This window comes from Blautia sp. HCN-20427 (assembly GCF_037890365.1).
Lineage (GTDB): Bacteria > Bacillota > Clostridia > Lachnospirales > Lachnospiraceae > Blautia.
Window position 1 is genome coordinate 97419 of record NZ_JBBKBX010000009.1, and the last position, 24261, is coordinate 121679.

The window sequence follows — 24261 nt, forward strand, 5'->3', positions numbered from 1 at the left end:
TATTTGTCAAGGGCTTTATAATTATTTTAGAATTTTCCCGGAAAGAATTTCAGTCTTCCAGTTCTTCCAGATTCTTTTTCAGTTCTATCATCTTATCACGCAGCTGTGCTGCCATTTCAAAATTCAGGTCTGCGGCTGCGGTCTGCATCTGTTTTTGCACCTGTCCAATGAGTTTTTCCAGTTCTTTCCGGCTCATGGATTCCGGGTCTTTCATCAGCTTGTCTTCTGTCTCTGCTACTGCCTTGGAAATGCTGATAAGGTCACGAACTGCCTTTTTAATGGTCTTTGGCGTAATGCCGTGTTCTTCGTTATATTTTTCCTGAAGAGTCCGGCGGCGCATAGTTTCATCCATAGCAAGGCGCATAGAGTCTGTCATTACATCTGCATACATGATTACTCTTCCCTCCGCATTGCGGGCCGCACGTCCAATAGTCTGAATCAGAGATACCTCGGAGCGCAGAAATCCCTCTTTGTCTGCATCCAGAATCGCGACCAGTGTAATTTCCGGTATATCCAGCCCTTCCCGCAAAAGGTTGATTCCCACCAGCACATCAAAAACATTTAAGCGCATATCCCGGATAATCTGGGTTCTCTCCAGAGTATCAATGTCTGAGTGCAGATATTTCACACGGATTCCCAAATCCTTCATATACTCTGTCAAATCCTCAGCCATGCGTTTAGTCAGTGTCGTAATCAGAATCTTATTTCCCTTTTCTACTTCTTTATTCACTTCTCCGATAAGGTCATCAATCTGCCCCTCTACCGGACGCACTTCCACCTTTGGGTCTAACAGGCCGGTAGGGCGGATAATCTGCTCTGCCCGGAGCAATTCATGATTTTCTTCATATTCCCCCGGCGTTGCCGACACAAAGAGAATCTGGTCAATTTTATCCTCGAACTCTTCAAAGTTCAAAGGACGATTGTCCTTCGCGGAAGGCAGACGGAACCCATAGTCCACCAAAGTCTGCTTTCTGGATTGGTCACCTGCATACATCCCCCGAATCTGCGGTATGGTTTTATGAGACTCATCAATAATAATCAGAAAATCATCTCCGAAATAGTCTATCAAGGTAAACGGCGGCTGTCCCGGCTTCAGACCTGAAAGATGACGGGAATAATTTTCTACACCGGAACAGAACCCTGTTTCTTTCAGCATTTCTATATCAAAGTTGGTTCTCTCTGAAATTCTCTGGGCCTCCAAGAGCTTGTCTTCACTTTTAAAATAATCCACCCGCTCTTTTAATTCTTCTTCAATGGCCACTGCAGCTTTCCGTATTTTTTCTATGGGCACTACATAATGAGAGGCAGGGAAAATTCCTATATGACTCAGGGAGCGTTTGATTTCTCCTGTCAGCGTATCAATTTCTGTAATGCGGTCAATTTCATCGCCGAAAAACTCTACTCTCACAGCTGTGTCGCTGTAATCTGCCGGAAAAATTTCCAAAACATCTCCTCGCACCCGGAAAGTTCCCCGGTGAAAATCCATTTCGTTTCTGTCATATTGAATGTCTATTAACTGACGGATAACCTCGTCACGGTCTTTTTCCATGCCGGGACGCAGGGAAATAATCATGTTCTGATAATCGTCCGGGCTTCCGATTCCATAGATACAGGACACACTGGAAATAATGATAACGTCTTTTCTCTCGCTTAAAGAAGAAGTGGCAGAAAGACGAAGTTTGTCGATTTCATCGTTGACTGCGGAATCTTTGGCGATGTAGGTGTCAGATGATGGGACATAGGCTTCGGGTTGGTAGTAATCGTAGTAGCTCACGAAATATTCGACGGCGTTATTCGGGAAGAATTCTTTGAATTCTCCATAGAGCTGAGCAGCCAAGGTTTTATTGTGCGCTATAATCAATGTCGGTTTGTTCAGGGCTGCTATAACATTTGCCATGGTAAATGTCTTTCCAGATCCCGTAACCCCCAGTAAAGTCTGACATTGATTACCTTCTTTGAATCCTTTTACAAGCTGGGCAATGGCTTGTGGTTGGTCGCCGGTAGGGGCATATTCTGATACTAATTCAAAATGATCCATAAATTCTCCTCTTTCTATTCATTCTTTAAAAGTAACCCACATCTGAACGTTTTATGTCGAGATTGTAATAATCCACTTGATATGTTTTTCCATCCGAAGCAGTATAGGCAAATTTTGCCCAAACTGATTCTTTCTTTAATTCTCCTTCTTTGAAAATATTCCTTACATGCTTCCCTGTAACACTTTTATCACGTTGAAATAATTCTGCCATTTGATCAATCGAAAGCCATACGGTATCATTTTCAACTCTATAATCCGCTTCACCGATACCGGACAATGGCCATTTGCATCCACACCCACATCATATCTTCTAATTCCAATTTCTTCAAACAATTCTGAATCATATTTTTTATGATGATTTCCTTTTACTAAAATCTTTTTTCCATTTAATTTGCTGATCAATTCATTTCTTTGAATTCTCCATAAAGCTGTTCGATGGCTTGTGGCTGTTTCGTGTAATCAGGATATCCATTTCATTGCTGTTTTCCGCTGTCACCTCTCTCTTTTCCTCCAGTAACGCAACAATCTTCTCCGCACTATCTCCCGGTATCACCTGCTGCTGCGCTGTCTGCATGGCTTCTGCTTTTTCTCGGTCTCTTAATAATTCTCTTCCCTTTTTCACCTGTCCCTCCACAGTTCTCGGGGCAATGGAAAGGCCATGCTTTACAAAAAACCGTTTGTTTGCCGTCTCACATCCCGGTATGGGTGCTGTATGCACAATGGGAATCCCGGATACTGCCGCTTCTGTAGAGGTCAGCCCGCCCGGCTTTGTATAAAGCATATCGCAGGCTTTCATATAAACCTCCATCTGCCGGGTCTTTCCCACAACAAAAATAAAAGAATCCTGCTTGTATTTTTTCTTCATTTTCTGAAACATTTTTTTATTATTGCCGCAGATGACCGTGAGATATTCCCCTTCTTCCCTTGTTCTGCAAAACTGCTGAGTCAGTTTTTCCAAATCTCCAGCCCCCATGCTGCCGCCCATTAAAAGATAGTTTACGCCTTCTAAAGGCAGGTGAAGGTAAGCTCTCGCCCTGTCTTTATCCGCCCGTCTGGAAAACTTCCCGCTGACCGGAATTCCCAAAGGCAGTAATTTTTCCTCCGGTATTCCTCTTTTCACACATATTGCCACCATTTCCTCATGGGCTACCACATAATAATCACATTCCGTCTCTTCCCAGAAGGGAATGCAGGTATAATCCGTCATAACCGCCACCGCCAGCGGCAGTTTTATTCCCTGCCGTTTCATATAAGTAATGGTTTCCGCAGGATATAGATGCGGCATCAAAATAGCATCAAAATTTTCTGTCTCTAAATAGTCCTTTAAATATTTTCCCATTTTTGCATTGACATAATACACCGGAGATTTCCGCATAATTTTACTGGCAGCCATCCCAATCTGGTAAACCGCACCAAATACATGGGGCATCTTTTTTACTGTATTTACATACACATCTCCCACCGTATCCGATACTTTCTGTCCTGCTAAAGTCAGATAATCGAACATCACCGCCTCATGTCCCTTTTGTTCCAATGCCTCTTTTACGGCAAACCCTGCCGCGTCATGCCCTCCTCCTGTCTTGCAGGATAAAATTAAAACCTTCATACATTAACTTCTCCTAAGCCCTAAACGTATCTGCCTTTCTTCCTTGTTTTTCCACTCTGCCGCATGTTTATTCATAACCACCCAGGAAATCAGCAGATTTCCCGCCAGCACTGCCGGCTGCAGATGAAACACCAAACCACTGACCAGCCAGCACAGATAAGTCACAATGGTTCGGTATCCGTGAGGTTCCAGTACAAGAACCAGGGAAAAAAGCAGATACCAGAAAACCAGCAGCCACAACCCGGTCAGCATAGGATACATCCCTAAAAGTACGCCGAAAGACACTGCAATGCCCTTCCCGCCTTTCTTCCGTCCCCCAAAAAGCGGGAATGCATGCCCTGCCACTGGAGCTGCCATAACCAAAGCAACTCCCATCCCCAATTTCTCAGGTCCCAGACATTTCAGCGCCCAATGCACCGGCAAAAGTCCCTTTAAAACGTCGCAGAGCAGTACCGCAATTCCACAGACAGCCCCGCCGTAGAAAAAGGCATTGGCTGTCCCCGGATTCCCGTCACTGCTCATACTGCGTACATCAATTCCTTTGATAACTTTCGGTATCACATACCCAAACATAAGGCCACCCGAAAAATACCCCAAAAGTATATAAAAAATAAATTCTATAAGCATGTCAGCACCTGCTTTCTTCCTGCTCCCAGTTCTTCCTCATTTTCCGAAATTCCGGTATGTACAAAAGCAGCGTTCCCGCCATAATTCCTATCTCCAGATAAATCAGAGTTTCTGCCGCCCCAAGGGAAATCCCCGGAAACAGCACCAGCATACACAGCACAACAAACAGACTGGCTGTGCACACTTTTCCAAACCATTTTGCTCCATCCAGCTTTTTTCCATGACGGAGGTTTATCAGCCCCATAACAGCCATGAAACCTTCCTTTACAAGCATAAGTGCCACCAGATACCGCATGGCTTCGTAACGAAAAGCCAGACACAGCGCAATGGCTCCGTGGGTCAGTTTATCTGCCAGCGGGTCCAGGAATTTTCCGAACTCCGTTATCATGTGAAACTTTCTCGCCACTTTTCCATCCAGAAAATCAGTAATTGTTGAGATTGCCACAATTCCTGCTGCCAGATAATAGTCTTTCATGCTGTCTGCTTTCAGATAAATCACGCAAAAGAAAGGGATTAGAAGAATCCTGAAATATCCCATACAGTTGGGTATGGAAAAGAATTCTTCCTTCTTTATTTTTCCCATATCAGCCCTTCTTCCTCTGCCCTCACATCAATTTCTCTGTCCCGGTAATAGTATTTCTCATCTTTCTCCCCGATTTCCCGCAGCACCTTACAGGGATTCCCCACTGCTACTACGTTAGCCGGAATGTCCTTTGTCACAATGCTTCCCGCACCGATAACAGAATTCTCCCCAATGGTAACCCCCGGCAGAATCACAACACCTGCGCCAATCCACACATTGTTCCCGATATGAACCGGAAGATTAAACTGGATACCCCTGCGCCGCAAATCCGGCCGCACCGGATGTCCGGCTGTGGCAATAGTTACATTTGGTCCAATCATCACATAGTCTCCGATATACACCTCTCCGTCATCCACAACCGTAAGATTGAAATTGGCATACACATTCTTTCCCAAATGTATGTGATGTCCGCTCCAGTTAGCATAAAAGGGGGGCTGAATGTAACAGTTTTCCCCACATTCTGCAAACATCTCCTTCATCAGTTCCTCTCTCTTTTTTGTCTCACTGGAACTGCAGCTGTTAAATTCTCCTAGTCTGTCCAGATAAGGGAACTGTTCATTCATAATGGCGTCATCCCCCGGGTCATATAACATTCCTTTTTCCATACGTTCTTTCTGTGTCATTTTCCTTCTCCCTTTTGGCAGTCCGTAAAACCGTCTGCCCCTTTCTTCTTTTACTTTCTGCTGTTTTTATTTTGCTATTGCATAGCTTTTACTGTTTCTATAGCCTTCTGCAGCTGATTATCCTCTTCGTGGGTCAGTTCGGCTTTCTGTTCCAGCCCTTCCGTCAACTCTACTTCCACATCTGGTTCAATCCCCGTACCGTGGATACATCTGCCTTTTGGCGTATAATATTTAGCTGTGGTAGTCTTTACTGCACTTCCGTCTGAAAGAGGCAGTATGCTCTGCACAATTCCCTTTCCGAAGGTCGTTGTTCCTACAATCGTTCCCTTTTCGTAATCCTGAATTGCCCCTGCAAAAATTTCCGATGCACTGGCACTGTTTCCGTTAACCAGCACTGCCAGCGGAATCTCCAGTTCACTTTTTCCATCACTATTGATTTCTTCTTTCTTGCCGTCTTTATCTTCCGTGTACACAATCAGTCCCTCTGGAAGCATATCATTTAAGATACCGCACACGGAAGTAAGCAGACCGCCCGGATTATTTCTCACATCTATAATCAGACGTTCCATCCCCTGGCTCTGTAACTCTTCGAAGGCTTCCAAATACTGGGGTTCTGTCTGTTCCGTAAATTCATAGAGAGAAATGTAACCGATGTTATCCTCCAACATTTCATGGTCTACTACCGGTATATTTACTTCTTCCAAAGGCACATCAAATTCCAGATAATCGTCTTCCCCATCTCTGGCCACAGTCAGATGTGCCACCTCGCCTTCGGAAGCTTTCACCTTATCCACAACCTCTGACAGTTCCAGGCCGCTGACATTCTCTCCATTCACCTGCAAAAGAATATCCTCCGGCAAAAGTCCTGCTTTCTCTCCCGGCGCCCCTTCATAGCAGCGGACAATTTTCACCGCACCTGTGTCCATCTGCATCTGCATTACCACACCAATACCCTTATAAGAGCCTGTAGTTTCCGTATTCAATTCCTCGTATTCCTCTGCCGTGTAATAAGCGGAATACGGGTCTCCAAGACTCACCATCATGCCCTTATACATGTCTGCTTCCATGAGTTCCTTATCCACTTCTCCAGTATATTTTTCGTCTATAATCTCTTCAATCAGCTTTGCTTTTTCCATAGATTCATCATTCACCGCATTTTTACTGTTTTGCCGGTCTTCCACTACATCATAGACTTTCATTCCCGCTCCCCCCACAGCAAGAGTAAGCGCCATCCCCAGGATAAATCCATTTGCAAATTTTTTCTGTCCCATTTTCTCTGCTCCTGATTCTCATTTTTATAAAATAATTTTCCATTTTGTGCAAGGAAGGAGAGAGCACTGCCTCTGCAGCACCCTCCCCTTCTGAAATCCTGTATTCTTTACACTCTCAGGTGTTTTCTCAAAGAGAACATACTTCCAAAAAATCCGATTCCCACGCCAAGTCCGATACCGATTGGCAGAAGATAACGGAATACGTCCCACACATTCAAAAACTGCAGTAAGTTTCCAAGAACACCGAATCTGCTGATAATATAAGCAACCGCCTTTTCATACACAACATAAATAATTCCCATAGGAATTGCTGCACCGATAACGCCCAGCAGAATACCTTCTATGACAAAAGGTACTCTTACGAAAAAGTCAGTGGCACCTATCAGTTTCATGATTCCGATTTCCTCCTGACGAATGGAAATACCCATAGTAATGGTGTTGCTGATAAGGAAAAATGCAACGGCCAGAAGGATCAGAATAATAGCAATAGATACATATCCTATCAGCTTATTCACATTGGTCAGCATATCTGCGGCTTCTTTAGACTCATCTACACGACGGACACCATCCAGGCTTTTTGCAAAGTCTACAAATTCCTTCTGACTTTCCACATCCTTCAGATATACATCGTACCGCGCAGAATTTGCCAACGGGTTATCCTGCTGCTCTTTAAAACCGTCTGCCAGTTCTTCATTATCCTCGCCCAGATACTCCTTACTGAAAGATGCCCACGCATCATCTGCGGAAACATACTCTACCTTGGAAACCTCCGGACGACTCTTAATTTCTTCTCCAATCTGGTCAATCTGTTCCTGCTTTGCACCCTTTTCAAAATAAACCAGAACGGCAACGCCTTCTTCTGCAGAATCTACAATATAGTTAAAGTTCATAACAATGGACAAAAACAGTCCGAACAAAAAGATACATGCGGCCATAGTAGCCACTGACGCCAGTGAAAAGCGCAGGTTACGCCAGATATTTTTAAATCCCTGTTTCAATATATATGCGATTGTACTAATTCTCATTCAGATATTCACCTTCTTGTTCGTCGCTTACAATGACGCCTTTCTTCATCGTAACCACACGTTTTTTAAACGCATTTACGATTTCTCTGTTATGGGTAACGACAAGAACGGTAGTGCCGCGCTCGTTAATCTCTTCCAGAAGTTTCATAATCTCAAAAGAGTTTTTCGGATCCAGATTACCGGTTGGCTCGTCTGCCAGAAGAATACTTGGTCGGTTTACCAGCGCTCTTGCAAGAGCAACTCGCTGTTGCTCACCACCGGAAAGCTGGTCCGGTTTTGATTTATATTTTTCTGCCAGACCGACCAGAGTCAGCATTTCAGGAACTCTTTTCTTAATAATGTGGGTAGGGCGCTGTATGACACGCTGGGCAAACGCCACGTTTTCATACACATTTCTATCCTTTAACAGACGAAAATCCTGGAACACAACACCTACTCCCCTGCGGTATTTTGCCACTTTTCTCCGTCTCAGCTTATTAAGTACCTGTCCGTTTACAGTAATGGTTCCGCTGGTAGGATCCAGTTCCTTCAAAAGCAGCTTAATCAAGGTTGATTTTCCTGAGCCGCTGTTTCCTACGATAAACACAAATTCACCCTTCTCCACGTGAAGATTCATATGGTCAATGGCTGGCTGGCCCTTGCTGTATGATTTGCTCACGTCTTTTAAATCAATCATAATAACCTCCTGTTTTCCTATTGAGCACAGACGCGCCGCGCTCTTTAGTAATCAAGTGTTTCCATGTACTTCATATATTTTACTACCATGAGGGCAATCTTAAAGGTAATGGCATCTTCAAAAACACGCAAATCCAGTCCCGTACTTTTCTGCAGCTTATCCAGTCTGTATACCAGGGTATTTCTGTGGATATAAAGCTGTCTGGAAGTCTCAGACACATTCAGGCTGTTTTCAAAGAATTTATTAATGGTAGTAAGTGTTTCCTCGTCAAAGTCATCCGGAGAATGATGGTCAAAAATCTCCCGGATGAACATTTTGCAAAGAGGAATGGGAAGCTGGTAAATCAGGCGTCCGATTCCCAGAGAACTGTATGCAATCACATCTCTTTCTCCAAAGAAAATCTTTCCTACGTCTAAAGCCATCTTGGCCTCTTTGTAAGAACGGGAAACCTCCTTCAGTTCCTTTACAATTGTTCCGTACGCAATATGCGTCTTTCCATCTCTTTCTACGCCTAAAGCCGATAAAATAGCATTTGCACTCTTCTCCAACTGGGCATAATCATCGGAAGGGCTCACTTCCTTCACAATAATAATGCTCTTTTCATCTACTGCAGTTACAAAGTCTCCGGCTTTTCCTCCCAGAACATTTTTAATATTTTCCAGGGAACCGTAGTCTCTGTCTTCACTGTTTTCCAGTATATATACTACCCTGCGGACATCTACTTCTATGTGAAGCTTCTTAGCCCGGTTATGAATATCCACCAGCAAAAGGTTGTCCAGCAAAAGATTTTTGATAAAGTTGTCCTTATTGAACCGCTCTTTGTATGCGGTAAGCAGCCCCTGAATCTGGAACACAACCAGCTTTCCAAGGGTATACGCATCGTCCCCCGCACTGTCCACAATCAATATGTATTCCAGCTGGTGGTCATCATAAATCTTAAAATACTGATTTCCTTTTACTACCTGACTGTCCGCCTGAGAATTGGCAAATTCGGAAACTTCTCCCTCTCCGCATACGCTCTGTGCAAAAGTGCTTGCCAAAACTTTGCCGTCCATATCTGTTACACAAAAATCTGTCCTGGATATTCCTTTTAAACCGTCCAGGGTTGTTTGGAGTATCTGGTTTGATATCATGCTTTCTCCTTCTTTCATCATATAGTCTGTTTACACTGTTACAAATCCCATAAATAAAAACCCTACCATATATACTAATACAAAATAGGGAAAAAATAAAGAGAAAACGTAAAATATTACACATTTTTTTCAAAATGTAACAATTTATTCACATTTTCTCTGTTTCTTCCTGGTACTGGGATACCAGCTTTTTAAAATTGTTTTTTTCCATGAGGCGGTTCAGCCAGTTGGACTTTATGCCTGTTTCCTGAAAAACAGGAAGCGAACTTCCCAGGCTGAACCATACCTTTGTATTCATCATCTTTCTGTAACGCTTTACAAAACGTTCTACGTTGTATTCCCTGGAACAACTCAGTACCGCCTGGGGATTCCAACTGTTAATTTCGTTTATCACCCGGTCTGTCTGGTCTGCCTCCATATCTGTCAGACTGTCTTTCCCCAGAATGACAACATCCGGATACTGCTCCCTGAGATAATTGCAAAACTTTTCCGTATCTTCTTCCTTTTCACCCAGAATAAAAATACGGTTTTTATATAAATTCAACAACCAGAACAAAGTTCCGAAAAATCCGTGCTCGGATATTTCACTCTCCCAAGCCTCATCCTGAAGTCCGGCAGCCTTGACAATCTCCGGTTCATCTGCCACAGCCTTGTCCAGAGTCTCAATATATTCCTTGAGTTCTTCATCTTTCTGGGCTGCAATCAGCAATTTCATTGTAATAACCCCGTAAGTAGCCAGCGTATCCTCATTCCAGTGCTGGTTAATGCTTTCCATAATATCCTCGGCATAGCATTTTTCTACGGAAATCCCCATAATCTCTATTTTTTCACTCATACACATTCTCCGCTCTACACATATTCTATCAATATAACAGAATTTTTATCCAATATCAAGTATCTTTTTCTAGTTGTTTCATGAGGTACCGTCCCACTACTGGAGAAAATCCTGAAATATCCCGAATATAAGCGAAATCTTTCCCGAAAATTTTCTTTTCCGCTACCAAATCTTTCTCTTCTCCGGCAAATACCCCCAAGACACAAATGCCCTGGCTTCTCAGCTTCCGCACTTCAAATCCCGTATCCTTTATGGCATATTCCCCGTGATACGGCTGGGGATTTCTGGCATTTGGCCGGTTTAAAATGACATCATAGGGACGCCCGTCGCTTAACACAATGAGGATTTTGTGTTCCTCTTCTCTTGCCGAAAGCCCGTATCCCGCTGCCTTTATAGCCAGTCCGTCCCGGTTGTTGGAGGAAGTCACATACTCAAAAATATTGCTGTTTTCTCTTCTGTCCGCATCATAGTCCCGAAATTCATGAAGAATCGTATAATCCCAAAAAGTGCAGAAGCTCATAACCCTGTGGGCAATTCCCACATTACTCAGGGCTTCACTTAAAATATAGGCCTGTATGGCTACCTGTCCCTGTCTGGAGCGCTGAGAACCACTGGCATCAATGAGAACGTCCACCACAAAGCTTCCACTGTCCTGATACAGGCAGCGTTCAAACACTCTGGCATCCTCAGACCGTCCAATTCTCCAAAGACGCGAAGGCAGAACCCGTCCTCTGTCCGAAAGAATTTCTTCCGCCTCCTCCCGCAAAGTCAGGGTTTTCTTCAGCATATCCGTTAAAATCCGGATATTATTCTTTACAATTCTATGGTTATCATAATACTCATACAGATTTTTATCTTTCTGCTTTCTGGCATACTCATACTGGTAATTGCGCAAAACCGGTGTCTTCAAAATCCCCCTGGTAAAATACAGACTGCAGTCTCCGTGGATTCCTCTGCACATCAGCTGGTTCACTCGTTTCTCTTCCATTTCTGTTAAGAACGTTTTTCCATAATTGCGCTCTACATAAGAATACATCCGCTCCAGTGCCTTTTCATCCACCACCAAAACCCGTTTTTTATCTTCTTTCTTCTCTGATTTTTCTTCTTTTTCCGCCTGTTCCAACATATCCAGATTCGTCATATTCTGTGCCACCTGGTCCAGATAAGTCTCCAGCGTATCCTCCAGCTCCTCTTCTTTCAGATAATCCTTCCAGGAAAACTCCGCCAGTTCCTCATTCGTTACGGCCAGTACCGTCTCCAGACTGCCATGCCTGCGTTCAAAATACGGGTCTGCAATCTCATTGTACAGCGAATCTGTAGTCCGAATAATATCCATCGTGCTTTCGGCATATTCCAGTTCTTCTATCCGGTCCATCCAGTTTCTCATCTGGGCTGTGGCCGGTTCTTTTCCGTTTAAAACTTCTTTAAACAGAGCCAGCTTCAGCCGTCCTGTAAGGGTTTCCTGCAGACGGGCAAAATCCATTTCCAGGATATCTTCGCAGGCTTTTCTGCGGATAGTGGCAACGCCTTCTCTCTCTGCTGTAATTCCTGCAGAAACGGCAAATTCAATACACAGCTGTGCCAGCTGCATCAGAGGAGCTTCCATGCCATGGAGATAGATTTTTTTCACCAGATACATGGAAAATGCTTCCCTGTCGAAATATCTTGCAAAAGCCCCCTGCTTAATGCCATCGTATAAAGCCACATACCGCGAACGGGCAAATGCCGCCAAATCCGGCTTAAACTCCAGTGCATAATCCCCGCTCACAGTCCACATAAGATTTTTTATTCGGTTTTCCAGTTCCAGTTCTAATTCATCCATAAGCTATCCTCAGTCTTCAAATACATCCCGGGGTGTCCAGGTATCCGGAATTCTGGTCATCACCACATCCTGCACAATTTCCTTCTCAAATATATCAAAGCATTTGTTTACCACGCCCATTTTCACTGCCAGAGCCGGAGAAAGCCCCTGCCGTATAGTCTTTAATGCTCCCAGCATTCCCCGCAAATCCAGAGCCTTTGTGGTAATTTCCCCGTTCTGCGCCTTCAGTTGAAGGTCCATGAACAGTCCTATCCACTGCTTCATGGCAGAATTTTTCAATTTCGGAAAACGGGACTGAAAAATAAAGGCCAGGGTCTCTTCATCCTGGGCCGGCATATCAATCACCAGGAAACGGGAAACCAACGCTTCATTTAGTTCTTTTGTCCCCGCATAGCCGTAGTTCATGGTACCAATAAATCTGGCTGCCGGGTCTATATCAATCTTATCATAACCGGGAACATCAATGCAGCGGCGGTAATCCAAAGCCGCATGAAGCACAGAAACCGCATCATTTTTCGCCATATTGACTTCATCTAAAATTCCAAATCCACCATACTGGGCACAGCGGTAAATACTTCCCTTGCGAAGCTTTACTTCATTGTCAAGGAAAGTGTCTGTTCCAATTAAATCTCCGCTGTCTGTATTCACATGAAACGATACATTATAAACCGGACGTCCGAAAATCCATGCCAGATTCTCTGCCAGCACGTTCTTTCCCGTGGCCTTAGCTCCCGTAAGCAGCAGATTTTCCCCTTCTAGGAGAGCCGCAATGGCCATCTCCAGCACTTCTTTTCCATAAAAAGCCATGTCCGGCTTTACAATCCGCCGTTTTTCCTCTTCCTCTACAAAATTCCGGCTGCGAAATTCCTCAACACCTCTGATAAGGTTCTTGTCTATGTTCTGGTTCTCCAGAAACGCTACTGTCTGTTCCATATTCTCCCTTTCTGATTTTCTCTTTTAAAGAAGAAAGCTGCCGCACTAAACACCTTTTAAGAATATTTAATGCGACAGCCCTCCTGTCTCTTTTCTATACCTCAAACAGTAAATCACCGTAGGACGGCATAGGCCAGATTTCTTTATCCACAATCATTTCCAGTTTATCTACCGGTTTTCTCAGTTTTTCCATAGCCGGAATCACCTGACGGCGGTAGAAAAATGCCTTGTCTTTTCCATCTTCCATAGCCCAGGCCTGCTCTGCTACTGTATGCAGGGCATCCAGTGCCTCTTTTGTCTCTTTTAACAATGCAGAAGTTTCCCGTAAAAGTTCTGTCTGTACATCTACGTCCAGAACTCCCGCTGCTACAATGGCATTAATGGAATCTGCCAGCTGTCTGGCATAACGGATAACCGCAGGAATAATCTGTTTTCCCGCCACATCCAGCATAGTTCTTGCCTCGATATTAATGGCTTTGGCATAAGCTTCGTATTTGATTTCTCTTCTGGACTCCAGTTCCGCTTTTGTAAAGACGCCGAATTCCTCAAACAGCTTTACTGCCTTCTCTGTAGTCAACGTATCAATGGTTTCCACCATACAGGTGAGATTCGGAAGTCCCCTTCTCTCTGCCTCTTTCACCCATTCCTTAGAATAACCGTTTCCGTTGAATACAATTCTCTGGTGCTCCGTGAAGTTTTTCTTCATCAAATCGTGAACTGCTACTTCAAAGTCTTCTGCTTTTTCCAGAATGTCGCAGGCTTCTTTAAATGCCTGTGCCACAATAGTATTCAGCACCACATTAGCCGGTGCAATGGAATCTCTGGACCCCACCATACGGAATTCAAATTTATTTCCTGTAAAGGCAAAGGGTGAAGTTCTGTTACGGTCTGTGGTATCCCGCATAAATTCGGGAATTGCCTTTACCCCTGTCTCCAGTTTTTCACTTTCAATACTGTGGTCTGCCATACCGGTGGTAATCAGCTGATTCATCACATCGGTCAGCTGGTCACCCAAAAATACGGAAATAATGGCCGGAGGTGCTTCGTTTGCACCCAGACGGTGGTCATTTCCCACATCTGCTGCAGATTCTCTTAACAGATCCGCATGGGTATCCACGGCTTTTAACACACAGCTTAATACCAGAAGGAACTGAATGTTCTCGTGAGGCGTAATGCCCGGTTCCAGCAGGTTATGTCCCGTATCTGTAGTTAAAGACCAGTTGTTGTGCTTTCCGGAACCATTGACACCAGCAAAAGGTTTTTCATGGAGAAGACATTTCATGCCGTGCTGAGAAGCCACACGTTTTAAAGTCTGCATCACAATCTGGTTATGGTCTACTTCCACATTGGCTTCTGCGTAAATGGGCGCCAGTTCATGCTGGGCCGGGGCCGCTTCGTTGTGCTGTGTCTTAGCTGTTACCCCCAGCTTCCAAAGTTCCTCGTTTACCTGCTTCATATAAGCGGAAACCTTCTGGCGGATGGTTCCCAGATAGTGGTCATCCAGTTCCTGTCCTTTAGGAGGCATAGCGCCAAACAGCGTTCTTCCGGTAAATACCAAATCTTTTCTCTTTCTGAATTTTTCGTTGCTTACCAGAAAATATTCCTGCTCTGCCCCTACCGAAGGAATAACTCTCTTTGCCGTGGTGTCTCCGAAGAGGCGGATAAGGCGCAGAGCCTGCGTATTAATAGCCTGCATGGAACGCAAAAGCGGTGTTTTCTGGTCAAGCGCCTCTCCCGTGTAAGAACAAAATGCTGTGGGAATACATAACGTGGCACCTGCAGCGTCATGACGGACAAATGCAGGAGAAGTACAATCCCAGGCTGTATATCCTCTGGCCTCAAAGGTGGCTCTTAACCCTCCTGAAGGAAAGGAAGACGCGTCCGGCTCGCCTTTAATCAATTCTTTTCCGGAAAAACTCATCAGTACCTTGCCATTGGGAAGAGGTGCCGTAATAAAAGAGTCGTGCTTTTCCGCCGTTACTCCGGTAAGCGGCTGAAACCAATGGGTATAATGAGTGGCGCCTTTTTCGATGGCCCACTCTTTCATTTCGTGAGCAATGACATCCGCCATCTCCTGGGACAACTCTTTGCCCTCTAATATGGTCTGTTTCAAATCTTTGTAAACTTTTTTCGGAAGACGCTGCTGCATTACTTCGTCATCAAAAACATCTTCCCCGAAAATCTCAGATACATTGATATATTCACTCATTTCTGTGTTCCTTCCTCTCATACGGTATAGAATCTTCCCAAACATTTATAGCCCTGAAACTGTTTCTAAGATACCGCAAAATTTTCCAGAATGCAAGTATTTTTTTGCCAACTTGCAAATGCAGGCCAAGATTCCCTTCCTATCTTCTGCAAAAAATCCCAAATGCAAGAAGCAGCAGACACATACCGCTTATCCAGGACAAATCCCGGTTGGTCTTTTTCCGAAACCGACTCCCCAGTTCCCAGCCTGCCTTCATCATTCCCATACCGCCCAGGAAAGCCCCTGCTGCCAGCATCCACTCTCCCGACTGCATAAGACCAGTCCCCAACCCGGCGGCCAGACTGTCCGCAGACAGCACAAATGCCAAAATAAAGCCCTCTTTCATAGTCAAAACTTTCACGGCACAGGAATTTGTCTCTTTCCGAAAGAAAAAACTCATCATCCTGTAAATTCCCAGAAAAGACAACAGAAGAATTCCCACCCAGCAGGTCAAACTGTCCGGCAGAAAGGAAGAAAAAAAATTCCCCGTCAGCACAGCTGCGCCCAAAAGAGAACTCATCATCAAATTCATTCCTGCCACAATGAAAAATGGCATTTTTGTTTTTGCCATGCCATATGCAAAACTGACCACAAACGAATCTGTGGTCAGTGCAAGAATCAGTAAAATCCCATCAACAATTTTGATTTCACCCATTGCGTAACCTGATTTCTCTATTTTTATTATCATATGAAGAAACCGGGTACACAGGTTCCTGCATTTATTCTTCCGGCGTATGAATAAGGGGAACTTCCCCGTTTCGCGGCAGTACAATCTGTACAGCGTGTTTCATATTTTGAATCTCCACGCTTCTGTGTTCTCCGCCAAATTCGCCGTCCAGCGTCCAAGAAATTTCTTCCTCACACTGCATACGCAAGGTTGTGGTTTTAAATACTTCTATCATTTTGGAATCCCCAGGTCCCACCAGGGAAGCAATAATTTCATTCAATTCCAGAATATTCTTGGGTTTTCGGATAAGCATGACTTCAAAGACGCCATCGTCCAGCATGACATCCGGCCCGGTCAGACGTTTAAATCCACCTACAGAAGTGGCATTGCTGACCATACCGAAAATAAAGTCTCCTGACAACTTGCCTTCGTCGCTTTCTATCTGCAGGCTGTAAGACTTGATATTAAACAGCCGCTGTGTTCCTTCTAATATATAGGCAGCATGTCCCAGAATATTTTTCATATCCTGATTCGTTTCATAAGACACATCCGTAAACAGTCCGAATGCTGCAATATAAACAAAATAATCGTCATTAAATCGTCCCACATCAAAGGCGTGAGGCAGTCCCTCTACAATGTCCGTAGCGGCCTGCAGCATATTTTTTGAAATATGAAAGCTATTTGCAAAATCATTGGTACTTCCGGAAGGTATATAGCCAATAGGATTGGTATATCCCCCCAGCATCATCCCTGTAACAATTTCATCCAGTGTGCCGTCTCCGCCGCTCGCTACTACAATGTCATAGTTCGCCGCCTTTTTCCTGGTCACCTTCAATCCATCCATATAGCACTGGGTGGGGTGAACCGTAACCTCATATCCTCCTTTGACAAAAATATCCAGAATGTCCATCAGACGGTTTTTAATGCTGCCTTTGCCGGACCGCGGGTTAAATATAAAAAGCATTTTCTTACTCATTCAAATGGCCTCCTGTAAATTCGGAAAAAAAAGGTGTCCCCAAAGCAAATACCGCAACGGTCTTGCTTTTGGTCCACCTTCTTTCATCTGTTACATCTGTGTTCTTACACTAACTCCAGAACTACTTCCATAGCTGCATCACCTTTACGAGGTCCGATTTTGATGATTCTTGTGTAACCACCGTTACGGTCAGCGTATTTTGGTGCGATTTCTGTGAATAATTTTTCTACTAAATCAACTTCTTTAGTATTTTTCTTCTTTCCAGCAGCAGCTGTCGGAACTTCTTTCACTGGGTAAAGAACTTTTAACATCTGTCTTCTGGCATGTAATCTGGAAGGAGCGTCCTTCTTGATTTCTTTCTGTACTTCGTCGTATACAGTCACTTTCTTTCCGTCAACAACTTCTTTTACTCTCTTGCCGTCAGCGTCTTTGCGAGCAACTTTAGCTGTAACAGTTACTGTTTCAAAGTTGTCTTTTTCACGAACAGCCATAGCAATCAGACCGTCAGCGATTTTACGAACTTCTTTTGCTTTTGTTTCAGTAGTAACAATTTTTCCGTGATATAACAGATTTGTTACCTGGTTTCTAAGTAAAGCTTTTCTCTGGTCAGCAGTTCTGCCCAATTTTCTATATTTTGCCATTTTAGATTTCCTCCATTTGTGGAACAATGCGCCATGCTCTCTTCGGTCTTACTGACGCACTGCTTTTCTTCCATAAATTTGTCCTAAAGGCTTACTCCTCGCTTGGATTTAACTGTAAGCCCAATTCTTTTAATTTTGCCAAAACTTCTTCTAATGACTTACGGCCCAGGTTACGAACCTTCATCATATCTTCGGAAGTACGGTTGCAAAGCTCTTCCACGGTATTAATACCAGCACGTTTTAAGCAGTTGTAGGAACGAACAGACAGTTCTAATTCGTCAATGTTCATTTCCAGAACTTTTTCTTTCTCATTGTCTTCCTTTTCAATCATGACTTCTGCAGTCTTTGCACTTTCAGAAAGATCAATGAAGAGGCTTAAATGCTCGCTTAATACCTTAGCAGCCAGGCTGACAGCCTCGTCTGCGTCCAGTGTTCCGTTTGTGTAAATATCCAGAGTCAGCTTATCAAAGTCTGTAACCTGACCTACACGGGTATTTTCAACGGCCATATTCACACGCTCAACCGGGGTGTAAATTGCATCTACAGCAATCATACCGATTGGCATGTCATCTGATTTTCCTTTATCTGCGCTTACATATCCGCGGCCTTTGGTAATGGTCAGTTCTGCATTGAACTTGCAGCCTGTACCGCCATTTAAGGTGGCAATTACCTGCTCCGGATTTAAGATTTCCAAATCCTGGTCAACCTGAATATCTGCACCTGTCACAACGCCTTCGCCTTCAAACTCGATATATGCGGTTTTCGGCTCATTGCTGTCGCTTACGTTCTTAATCGCCAGATTTTTCAGATTCATGATAATTTCTGTCACATCTTCTTTGACACCCGGCATAGAACTGAATTCATGGAGAACACCGTCAATTTTCACCTGGCTTACAGCGGCACCCGGTAAAGAAGAAAGCATAATTCTTCTTAAAGAGTTGCCCAGTGTAATACCATATCCTCTTTCCAGTGGTTCTACCACGAATTTCCCATATCTCTTATCATCAGACATTTCTGTGATTTGAATTTTGGGTTTGTTAAAATCGAACATGCAAAGCCCTCCTTGCTACGCGCACAATTCACTTCTTAATTATTTAGAATACAACTCGACAATTAACACTTCGTTAACCGGTACGTCGATTTCTTCTCTTGTAGGAAGTGCTTTTACTTCGCCCTTTAATGCTTCCTGGTCTACATCTAACCAAGCCGGAACCAGACGTCCGCCGGTTACTTCAAGGATATCTTTGTATCTCTGAGAACCTTTGCATTTTTCTTTAATTTCGATAACATCGCCAGCTTTTACTAAGTAAGATGGAATGTTTACCTGTTTTCCGTTTACCAGTACATGTTTGTGGTCAACAATCTGTCTTGCTTCTTTTCTTGTTCTTGCAAGTCCAAGACGGAATACTACGTTGTCCAGACGTGTTTCCAGCATAACCATCAGGTTTTCACCTGTCTGTCCCGGTCTCTGGTCTGCTTTTTTGTAGTAGTTACGGAAAGGTTTTTCCAGAACGCCGTAGATGAATTTTGCTTTCTGTTTTTCTCTTAACTGAAGTCCGTATTCGGACACTTTTCTGTTTGCTCTTTTTAACTGTCTGGTAGATTTTTTGTCAATTCCCAGATATACAGGGTCAAGACCTAAGGATCTACATCTTTTCAGAACTGGTACTCTATTTACTGCCATGATTCACTGACCTCCTAATTAGACTCTTCTGCGTTTTGGTGGACGACAACCGTTGTGTGGAACCGGAGTTACATCTTTGATGCTTGTAACTTCAATACCGCAAGCTGCCAATGCACGGATTGCTGCTTCTCTTCCTGAACCAGGTCCTTTTACAAAAACGTCAACAGTCTTCAGACCATGGATAATTGCTGCTTTAGCAGCTGTTTCTGCAGCCATCTGAGCTGCATATGGAGTAGATTTCCTTGAACCTTTAAATCCCAGACCACCGGCACTTGCCCATGATAAAGCATTTCCTTCAGCATCTGTCAATGTAACGATTGTGTTATTGAAAGAAGACTGGATATGTGCCTGTCCGCGTTCAACGTTTTTCTTAACACGCTTTTTTGTCACTTTTTTTGTAACTTTAGCCATTTTTAAACTAACCTACTTTCTCTAATATTTAAACTCAACTGTAATTTTCATAATTCAGGCCGCCGCCTGTATCGCAACAAAAAAATTATTTCTTCTTGTTAGCAACAGTTCTCTTAGGACCTTTTCTTGTTCTTGCGTTTGTTTTTGTTTTCTGTCCACGAACAGGAAGTCCTTTACGATGACGGATTCCTCTGTAGCATCCGATTTCCTGAAGTCTCTTGATATTCAGAGCGATTTCTCTTCTTAAATCACCTTCTACAGGAATCTGTAACTCTTCGATTGCGTCACGGATTTTTCCTACTTCTTCGTCAGTAACATCTCTGACACGAGTGTCAGGATTTACGCCTGCCTTCTCTAAGATACGGTTTGAACTTACTCTACCGATTCCGTAGATGTATGTTAAGCCGATTTCGATACGTTTTTCTCTTGGTAAGTCTACACCAGCTATACGAGCCATGTATTTGTTCCTCCATTTTCTGTTAATATTGTTCCTAATTGAGACACAAAAAACTGACGGGGTCTTCTGCGTCCAGCCGCAAAATAATTTTACGCAGCCTTTCCGGTATTTGGCGGATACCGGTATTAAGCAATATTCCGGGTCATCGAAACCGCGCACCGCGCGCTCCGACAACAGGAACCATCCTCGGTAAACAGTTCCCTCAGGGTCTAAATCTGCCCTGGATTCTAATATCACTATATTTAATCAGTACGAACAACGCGTCCTTGCGTTTCATACTGCAGCCGCACTAAAATTCACACAAATCAATGTCATAACTCTGCTATAAATTTCAGATATTAGCCCTGACGCTGTTTGTGTTTTGGGTTTTCACAGATAATTCTGATACTTCCCTTTCTTTTGATAACCTTGCACTTTTCACAAATTGGTTTTACAGATGATCTAACTTTCACTGTTCTTCCTCCTTTCTGAGCATAAAAGTACGCTTTATATAATATCACCTCTCTGGAAAGAATGCAAGAGCTTTTTTTACAAAATTTGTAATCTCCTGCACTCTTTTTTCTCACTGCCTGATTTCTTGGTCTTCTAAACCTCTTTTTCTTCTATTTCCTTTCTGCCCAGCCGGACATCCTCCATAAATTCCGCCAAATCTTCCGGCAGATGTTCAAACAGATACGTTCCGCTTTTTTTCTGTTTTTCTATATAATACTCCCGGATTTCCTGCTTCATCATCCGGATTTCTTCCTGCAGGTTTCTGGCAGACATTCTGGCCGCTCCCTGTCCCAGGATAATCACCTGTTCCAGGGCATCAGACGTAGCCACAGTCACATGATGTTTTTTTCCGATTTCGTGTACCGTCTTTTCAATATACTGGTCTGCGGTTTCTGCTTCCTTTGTGTAAACCACATGGATATTGTGATATTTCTCCACAGCCCCCTGGCCGCCTTCCACCCGGTAAGCGTCAAAAACCAGAATCAATGTACATTTTTTATATCCCTGGTAATTGCAGAGAATATCCATCAGCTTATTCCTGGCGCCTTCCATACTGGTTTTTGCAAGTTCATTTAAATCTTCCCATGCAAAAATAATGTTGTAGCCGTCCACCAACAGATACTCTTTTTCTTTCTCTTTCTTCCTTCCTCCGCTTTTTCCGGAAGAAGAATCAAAAGAAACACTGCGCACAGTTTTCTGAAATGCATTTCTCTCCCGCTTTACGGGTCCATAAGTCCTGGCAAAAATTTCTTCCAATTCTTTTTCATCCAGGCGAATCTGAGAAAAACTGCGTGGCACAGCTCTGGCTGTTTCTATCTGAATGTCTTCTTTCTTTTTAGCGGATTCCACATGGGCATATTCGTCTACTTCATCCCAGCTGACCGTAAAACCGGCACCATGAGAACAGAATACAGAGCCCGTAGGATTTTCCACATCCGCTTCGGAATTATAGCCAATCGTTTCCAGCACCTCATCCTGGTTGTGGCAGGGTTCATATCCTTTCAAAGTACAGAACAGCCTTCCCCTGCCGCCTGTATAGGAAGTCACCTCTCTTTGATAGCCGCTCATGGTCACTGCGGGAGCCATTCCCGTAAGCACAGCCATCTCTTCCTCCAATTCCGGTCCGGCAAAAGTTCCGCTCATCTTCTGAATATCCGTCATGGCTCTTCCCACCAGTTCCTGAGGCACTTCCAGACGGTATTCGTACACAGGTTCCAGAAGGATACTCTTTGCCTTCTTTAACCCCTGCCGCACAGCCCGGTAAGTGGCCTGTCTAAAATCTCCACCTTCCGTATGTTTGATGTGTGCTCTCCCCGCGGTCAGCGTAATCTTCATATCTGTAATGTCCGCTCCTGTAAGAACGCCCTTGTGATTTTTCTCAGCCAGGTGGGTAAGCACCAGTCTCTGCCAGTTTTTATCCAGCACATCCTCGCTGCAGGAGGAGGCAAACTGCAGTCCCTTTCCTCTCTCCAGAGGTTCCAGAAGAAGATGTACCTCCGCATAGTGGCGCAGAGGTTCAAAGTGGCCGATTCCCTCCACAGACTCTGTAATGGTTTCCTTATATACAATACTTCCGGAGCCAAATTCCACCGAAACACCGAATCGTTCCTGTATTAAATTCTTTAGAATTTCAATCTGCACCTCTCCCATGACCTGCGCATGGATTTCTCCCAGACTTTCCTTCCATACAATATGAAGCTGCGGTTCTTCCTCTTCCAACTGTCGAAGCTGGAGAAGCATTCTATGTACATCACAGCCCTTCGGCAGCCGGATTTCATAAGTAAGCACCGGAGCCAGCAGCGGACTTATGGATTCTTTTTCCATCCCCAGTCCTTCTCCTGCAAAGGTTTTGGTAAGTCCTGTCACTGCACAGATGGTTCCTGACGGCGCCTCGCTCACTGTGCGAAATCCTGCCCCTGCATAGATTCTTATCTGGTCTGCTTTTTCTTCCCATTCTTTCCCCTGCAGCACCTGCTTCACTTTCAGGCTGCCGCCTGTAACCTTCATGTGAGTCAGACGGTTTCCCTTATCATCTCTGGATATCTTGAAAATTCTGGCGCCGAACTCTTCTCCATACTCCGGCTCTTTTATATAGGTTTCCAGTCCCTCCAGCAGTTCTTTCACCCCAAAGGATTTCAGCGCAGAACCAAAGTAACACGGAAATATTTTTCGTTGGGCAATGAGGTTTTGTATCTCAGAAACAGAAATCTCCCCTTCCTCTAAATACGTTTCCAGCAAATGTTCATCACACATGGCAACTTCTTCTAAAATATCCTCTTTTTTTCTGTCCTGTCCAAAATCAATACATCTTTCATCCAGCTTTCTCTGCAGTTCCAGAAGCAGCACTCTTCGGTCCGTGCCTTCCTGGTCCATTTTATTAATGAAAAGAAACACGGGAATCCTATACTGTTTCAGCAGCCGCCAAAGGGTCTGCACATGCCCCTGGACACCGTCTGCGCCGCTGATAAGCAGCACTGCGTAATCGAGCACCTGCAAGGTTCTCTCCATTTCTGCTGAAAAATCCACATGCCCCGGCGTATCCAGAAGGGTGAAGGACTTTTCTCCCAACCGAAAGCCCGCCTGTTTGGAAAAGATGGTAATGCCTCTTGCCCGTTCCATGGAATCTGTGTCCAGAAAGGTGTCCTGGTGATCCACCCTTCCCATTTTCCGAATACTGCCTGTATGATAAAGAATGCTCTCGGCCAGTGTAGTCTTTCCTGCATCTACATGGGCCAGAAGAGCCATACTGATATTCTCCATTGAAAATACCCCTTTCTGTTCTATGGTATTTTTCTTATCATAGCACAAAAAGGGGTATTTCAGCAAACCTTATTCCCATTTGCCACCAGCTTAAACCTGCAGCCCAGCACCTCAGAAGCCCGCTTGCACATCATGGTTCTTTTTAGGAAAATCTCAAAATAGTCCATGACCGTACACATTTCATCATCCAGTTCCAGACTCATTTCGATGACTTTTTTCTCCTTTTTCACCTCTAAAGAAGAAGACAGCACCGCATAATTCACCCGGTCATGAATGTCAAAATTGGCAGCTGTGGGATTCTGCACCCGGTTTCTTCTTACATCCGTCTTATCTGCCAGAATCAGGGCTGCAGACACCACATCCACCGCTGTTCCCGTTTCCTCGTCATGGTTGCCGATAGCCGTCATCACTGTAACCGCCTCCTCAAGGGGCATTTTCCGCTCTTTTAAAATCTGATAAGCCAGAAGCGCTCCACTTTGTGCATGGTCATGGCGATGAATACCGTTGCCGATATCATGCATATACCCGGCAATTTTACTCAGCCTGATTTCCCGGTCTCCATATCCCAGCTCCTTTAAAATTCTTCCTGCTGTTTCCGCTACCTTTGCCGCATGCTTTCTGGAATGTTCAGTAAATCCCAACTCCTTTAACACCTGATTGCCATGTGCCAAAAGCATGTTAACCTCTTCATCTTTCTTCATATCCATATACGTAATCTGCTTGTATTTTTCTTCTGCCATTGTTTTCTCCTGT

At 44.1% G+C, this 24261-nt stretch carries 24 protein-coding genes; all 24 read right to left on the bottom strand.

The features are described 5' to 3' along the window. Positions 1 to 49: 49 nt before the first annotated feature. Positions 50 to 2038, bottom strand: a complete 1989-nt coding sequence (gene uvrB / locus WKT17_RS07570) for an excinuclease ABC subunit UvrB (protein ID WP_173748697.1) — start codon at positions 2036 to 2038, stop codon at positions 50 to 52. A gap of 162 nt (positions 2039 to 2200) precedes the next feature. After that, positions 2201 to 2440 (bottom strand): hypothetical protein, encoded by a 240-nt coding sequence (locus WKT17_RS07575; RefSeq protein ID WP_291683257.1) that lies wholly within the window; start codon positions 2438 to 2440, stop codon positions 2201 to 2203. A 1-nt stretch (position 2441) separates the two neighbouring features. After that, entirely contained in the window at positions 2442 to 3644 is a 1203-nt protein-coding gene (locus WKT17_RS07580) for an MGDG synthase family glycosyltransferase (protein WP_291683258.1), read from the bottom strand. A 3-nt stretch (positions 3645 to 3647) separates the two neighbouring features. Continuing rightward, positions 3648 to 4271, bottom strand: coding sequence for a glycerol-3-phosphate acyltransferase (locus WKT17_RS07585; protein ID WP_173748699.1), 624 nt, complete (start codon positions 4269 to 4271; stop codon positions 3648 to 3650). 1 nt (position 4272) lies between these two features. Beyond that, entirely contained in the window at positions 4273 to 4854 is a 582-nt protein-coding gene (locus WKT17_RS07590) for a CDP-alcohol phosphatidyltransferase family protein (RefSeq protein ID WP_173748700.1), read from the bottom strand. Further along, positions 4842 to 5477: a sugar O-acetyltransferase gene (locus WKT17_RS07595; protein ID WP_173748701.1), complete on the bottom strand. Its 636-nt coding sequence runs from the start codon at positions 5475 to 5477 to the stop codon at positions 4842 to 4844. The genes WKT17_RS07590 and WKT17_RS07595 overlap by 13 nt, the downstream gene beginning before the upstream one ends. Positions 5478 to 5551: 74 nt before the next feature. Further along, positions 5552 to 6748 (bottom strand): S41 family peptidase, encoded by a 1197-nt coding sequence (locus WKT17_RS07600; protein WP_173748702.1) that lies wholly within the window; start codon positions 6746 to 6748, stop codon positions 5552 to 5554. A gap of 107 nt (positions 6749 to 6855) precedes the next feature. After that, positions 6856 to 7773, bottom strand: coding sequence for a permease-like cell division protein FtsX (gene ftsX / locus WKT17_RS07605; protein ID WP_294541862.1), 918 nt, complete (start codon positions 7771 to 7773; stop codon positions 6856 to 6858). After that, entirely contained in the window at positions 7763 to 8449 is a 687-nt protein-coding gene (gene ftsE, locus WKT17_RS07610) for a cell division ATP-binding protein FtsE (RefSeq protein WP_291683261.1), read from the bottom strand. Before ftsE ends, ftsX begins: the two co-directional genes overlap by 11 nt. A gap of 44 nt (positions 8450 to 8493) precedes the next feature. Further along, the gene (locus WKT17_RS07615) at positions 8494 to 9582 is read right to left on the bottom strand and encodes a PucR family transcriptional regulator (RefSeq protein ID WP_330026610.1); all 1089 of its coding nucleotides are present in this window, start codon (positions 9580 to 9582) and stop codon (positions 8494 to 8496) included. 148 nt (positions 9583 to 9730) lie between these two features. Continuing rightward, positions 9731 to 10417 (bottom strand): WecB/TagA/CpsF family glycosyltransferase, encoded by a 687-nt coding sequence (locus WKT17_RS07620; protein WP_294459291.1) that lies wholly within the window; start codon positions 10415 to 10417, stop codon positions 9731 to 9733. 55 nt (positions 10418 to 10472) lie between these two features. After that, complete coding sequence (locus WKT17_RS07625; protein WP_330026584.1) at positions 10473 to 12239, bottom strand: cobaltochelatase CobT-related protein; 1767 nt, start codon at positions 12237 to 12239, stop codon at positions 10473 to 10475. Positions 12240 to 12248: 9 nt separating this feature from the next. After that, the gene (locus tag WKT17_RS07630; RefSeq protein ID WP_173748708.1) at positions 12249 to 13172 is read right to left on the bottom strand and encodes an AAA family ATPase; all 924 of its coding nucleotides are present in this window, start codon (positions 13170 to 13172) and stop codon (positions 12249 to 12251) included. Positions 13173 to 13266: 94 nt separating this feature from the next. Further along, positions 13267 to 15381, bottom strand: coding sequence for a glutamine synthetase III family protein (locus WKT17_RS07635; protein WP_173748709.1), 2115 nt, complete (start codon positions 15379 to 15381; stop codon positions 13267 to 13269). A 139-nt stretch (positions 15382 to 15520) separates the two neighbouring features. Further along, complete coding sequence (locus WKT17_RS07640) at positions 15521 to 16075, bottom strand: manganese efflux pump MntP (protein ID WP_226853529.1); 555 nt, start codon at positions 16073 to 16075, stop codon at positions 15521 to 15523. 64 nt (positions 16076 to 16139) lie between these two features. Then, complete coding sequence (locus tag WKT17_RS07645; RefSeq protein ID WP_291683262.1) at positions 16140 to 17063, bottom strand: diacylglycerol/lipid kinase family protein; 924 nt, start codon at positions 17061 to 17063, stop codon at positions 16140 to 16142. 104 nt (positions 17064 to 17167) lie between these two features. After that, positions 17168 to 17704, bottom strand: coding sequence for a bL17 family ribosomal protein (locus WKT17_RS07650; protein ID WP_173748711.1), 537 nt, complete (start codon positions 17702 to 17704; stop codon positions 17168 to 17170). Positions 17705 to 17795: 91 nt separating this feature from the next. Further along, on the bottom strand, positions 17796 to 18755 hold the full coding sequence (locus tag WKT17_RS07655; protein ID WP_173748712.1) for a DNA-directed RNA polymerase subunit alpha: 960 nt from the start codon (positions 18753 to 18755) through the stop codon (positions 17796 to 17798). A gap of 39 nt (positions 18756 to 18794) precedes the next feature. Further along, the gene (gene rpsD / locus WKT17_RS07660; RefSeq protein WP_291683263.1) at positions 18795 to 19388 is read right to left on the bottom strand and encodes a 30S ribosomal protein S4; all 594 of its coding nucleotides are present in this window, start codon (positions 19386 to 19388) and stop codon (positions 18795 to 18797) included. A gap of 18 nt (positions 19389 to 19406) precedes the next feature. Continuing rightward, on the bottom strand, positions 19407 to 19799 hold the full coding sequence (rpsK, locus tag WKT17_RS07665; RefSeq protein ID WP_022269707.1) for a 30S ribosomal protein S11: 393 nt from the start codon (positions 19797 to 19799) through the stop codon (positions 19407 to 19409). 85 nt (positions 19800 to 19884) lie between these two features. Next, complete coding sequence (gene rpsM / locus WKT17_RS07670; RefSeq protein ID WP_173748714.1) at positions 19885 to 20256, bottom strand: 30S ribosomal protein S13; 372 nt, start codon at positions 20254 to 20256, stop codon at positions 19885 to 19887. A gap of 338 nt (positions 20257 to 20594) precedes the next feature. After that, on the bottom strand, positions 20595 to 20708 hold the full coding sequence (gene rpmJ / locus WKT17_RS07675) for a 50S ribosomal protein L36 (protein WP_003022746.1): 114 nt from the start codon (positions 20706 to 20708) through the stop codon (positions 20595 to 20597). A 133-nt stretch (positions 20709 to 20841) separates the two neighbouring features. Then, positions 20842 to 23508: a translation factor GTPase family protein gene (locus WKT17_RS07680; protein WP_294463010.1), complete on the bottom strand. Its 2667-nt coding sequence runs from the start codon at positions 23506 to 23508 to the stop codon at positions 20842 to 20844. Between the two features lie 59 nt (positions 23509 to 23567). Beyond that, complete coding sequence (locus tag WKT17_RS07685) at positions 23568 to 24248, bottom strand: HD domain-containing protein (protein ID WP_173748716.1); 681 nt, start codon at positions 24246 to 24248, stop codon at positions 23568 to 23570. Positions 24249 to 24261 lie beyond the last annotated feature (13 nt).

Coding starts and splice junctions, on each gene's coding strand:
- uvrB (WP_173748697.1), bottom strand. CDS start 2,038: ATGGATCATTTTGAATTAGTATCAGAATATGCCCCTACCGGCGACCAA.
- WKT17_RS07580 (WP_291683258.1), bottom strand. CDS start 3,644: ATGAAGGTTTTAATTTTATCCTGCAAGACAGGAGGAGGGCATGACGCG.
- WKT17_RS07585 (WP_173748699.1), bottom strand. CDS start 4,271: ATGCTTATAGAATTTATTTTTTATATACTTTTGGGGTATTTTTCGGGT.
- WKT17_RS07590 (WP_173748700.1), bottom strand. CDS start 4,854: ATGGGAAAAATAAAGAAGGAAGAATTCTTTTCCATACCCAACTGTATG.
- WKT17_RS07595 (WP_173748701.1), bottom strand. CDS start 5,477: ATGACACAGAAAGAACGTATGGAAAAAGGAATGTTATATGACCCGGGG.
- WKT17_RS07600 (WP_173748702.1), bottom strand. CDS start 6,748: ATGGGACAGAAAAAATTTGCAAATGGATTTATCCTGGGGATGGCGCTT.
- ftsX (WP_294541862.1), bottom strand. CDS start 7,773: ATGAGAATTAGTACAATCGCATATATATTGAAACAGGGATTTAAAAAT.
- ftsE (WP_291683261.1), bottom strand. CDS start 8,449: ATGATTGATTTAAAAGACGTGAGCAAATCATACAGCAAGGGCCAGCCA.
- WKT17_RS07615 (WP_330026610.1), bottom strand. CDS start 9,582: ATGATATCAAACCAGATACTCCAAACAACCCTGGACGGTTTAAAAGGA.
- WKT17_RS07620 (WP_294459291.1), bottom strand. CDS start 10,417: ATGAGTGAAAAAATAGAGATTATGGGGATTTCCGTAGAAAAATGCTAT.
- WKT17_RS07625 (WP_330026584.1), bottom strand. CDS start 12,239: ATGGATGAATTAGAACTGGAACTGGAAAACCGAATAAAAAATCTTATG.
- WKT17_RS07630 (WP_173748708.1), bottom strand. CDS start 13,172: ATGGAACAGACAGTAGCGTTTCTGGAGAACCAGAACATAGACAAGAAC.
- WKT17_RS07635 (WP_173748709.1), bottom strand. CDS start 15,381: ATGAGTGAATATATCAATGTATCTGAGATTTTCGGGGAAGATGTTTTT.
- WKT17_RS07640 (WP_226853529.1), bottom strand. CDS start 16,075: ATGGGTGAAATCAAAATTGTTGATGGGATTTTACTGATTCTTGCACTG.
- WKT17_RS07645 (WP_291683262.1), bottom strand. CDS start 17,063: ATGAGTAAGAAAATGCTTTTTATATTTAACCCGCGGTCCGGCAAAGGC.
- WKT17_RS07650 (WP_173748711.1), bottom strand. CDS start 17,704: ATGGCAAAATATAGAAAATTGGGCAGAACTGCTGACCAGAGAAAAGCT.
- WKT17_RS07655 (WP_173748712.1), bottom strand. CDS start 18,755: ATGTTCGATTTTAACAAACCCAAAATTCAAATCACAGAAATGTCTGAT.
- rpsD (WP_291683263.1), bottom strand. CDS start 19,388: ATGGCAGTAAATAGAGTACCAGTTCTGAAAAGATGTAGATCCTTAGGT.
- rpsK (WP_022269707.1), bottom strand. CDS start 19,799: ATGGCTAAAGTTACAAAAAAAGTGACAAAAAAGCGTGTTAAGAAAAAC.
- rpsM (WP_173748714.1), bottom strand. CDS start 20,256: ATGGCTCGTATAGCTGGTGTAGACTTACCAAGAGAAAAACGTATCGAA.
- WKT17_RS07680 (WP_294463010.1), bottom strand. CDS start 23,508: ATGGAGAATATCAGTATGGCTCTTCTGGCCCATGTAGATGCAGGAAAG.
- WKT17_RS07685 (WP_173748716.1), bottom strand. CDS start 24,248: ATGGCAGAAGAAAAATACAAGCAGATTACGTATATGGATATGAAGAAA.